The sequence below is a fragment of the Vibrio sp. Vb1574 genome (genome assembly GCF_033338675.1).
Genome location: NZ_JAWOTC010000195.1, coordinates 1 through 1,428, shown reverse-complemented (window position 1 = coordinate 1,428; position 1,428 = coordinate 1). Strand labels below are relative to the sequence as shown.

Here is a 1,428-nt window from a genome sequence, read left to right as displayed (position 1 = left end):
CGAAGCCCAATACAACCACTCATAGTCACGTGTCGCTTTTTCCCACGGCATCGCGTCGTGCAACAACGTAGCCGCTTGCCAATGATTCGCAGACATCGACGATGTTTGATCACCAAAAGGAGTTTTTAGCCACCGATGATCCTCAAGGTATTTAGGGCTCATCACTGGCAGCAATTTTTCATCGAGAATCAACTCGGCATCATGGTCTCGATAAGGGTGAAGAGCGTAGTCAATGGCGACGTCATAGTCTTTCAAATCGCTGTTGACTAGCGCTCCTTCCGCAAAGATCTGCACTTGTATTTCTGGGTTCTCTAGTTGAAAGCTTTCGAGTTTAGGCACTAGCCACTTAAAGGCGAATGAGGGAGTGAGCTTCAAGCGAACCTCATTGATATGCTTTTCTACTCTCAGATCATCAAGCAACTTGCCTAACTCAGAGAAATGCAACTGCGTGGCTTGTTGCAGTTGTATTCCCTTTTCGGTGAGGCGGATCCCTCGAGAGTGGCGTTCAAAAAGAGTAAAACCTAACGACTCCTCTAAGGGGATTATTTGTTGGCTTACAGCTCCTGTCGTAAGGTGTAGTTGCTTAGCAGCGCCCGTAAAACTGGCATGTGCCGCCACTTGGTTAAACAACCATAAACCACTTATCACGTTACTTCTCATCACTAAGCCTATAGTTTTTCTAAACGCTGTGTGTAATTTATATCGATTGTTAACAAAAGGTAAAGAAAAGAAACTAACCGCTACTGATAAATGTGTGGAGTACCTCAATGGAAGTCATCGTATTAGGCAGCGGTGTTATCGGTTTAACCTCTGCTTGGTATTTATCTCAAGCAGGCTATCAAGTCACGGTCATCGATCGCCAACCAAGCAGCGCGATGGAAACAAGCTTTGCCAATGCAGGACAAATTTCTTATGGCTACTCATCCCCATGGGCAGCTCCGGGTATCCCGCTCAAGGCGATCAAATGGCTGATGGAAGAACACGCTCCACTAAAAATAAAGCCGTCGCTAAGCACAGACATGATCAGTTGGGCAAGCAAGATGGTTGCGAACTGCACCTTGCCTCGCTATCAAATCAACAAAGCTCGCATGCTGTCTATCGCCAACCACAGCCGAACTTGCTTGGAACAATTACGTAATGAGCACGCGATTGAATACCAAGGACGCCAGTTTGGTACCTTGCAAGTGTTTCGCACAACTCAACAGTTAACCGCAATCGAAAAAGACCTCAAGCTGCTTGAGCAAAGTGGTACTCGATTTGAGTTGATGGACGTTGAACAGTGCCTTCGACAAGAACCCGGTTTAGCGCTGGTCAAAGATAAAATCGTAGGCGGGTTGTATTTGCCTGATGATGAAACAGGTGACTGCTTTCAGTTTTGCCAACAGCTGACAGAACTTGCGAAAGCGCATGGTGTCACGTTTAAATTCA

2 protein-coding genes are annotated in these 1,428 nt (G+C 46.3%); one reads left to right on the top strand and one right to left on the bottom strand.

The window, feature by feature from the left end:
• A partial coding sequence (locus R7O12_RS24745; protein WP_318126703.1) for a LysR family transcriptional regulator occupies positions 1-660 on the bottom strand: 660 nt, incomplete at its 3' end.
• 107 nt (positions 661-767) lie between these two features.
• Between R7O12_RS24745 and R7O12_RS24740 the strand changes: the two genes are divergently transcribed.
• Positions 768-1,428 (top strand): FAD-dependent oxidoreductase (locus R7O12_RS24740; protein WP_318126701.1); only part of this gene is annotated, 661 nt, incomplete at its 3' end.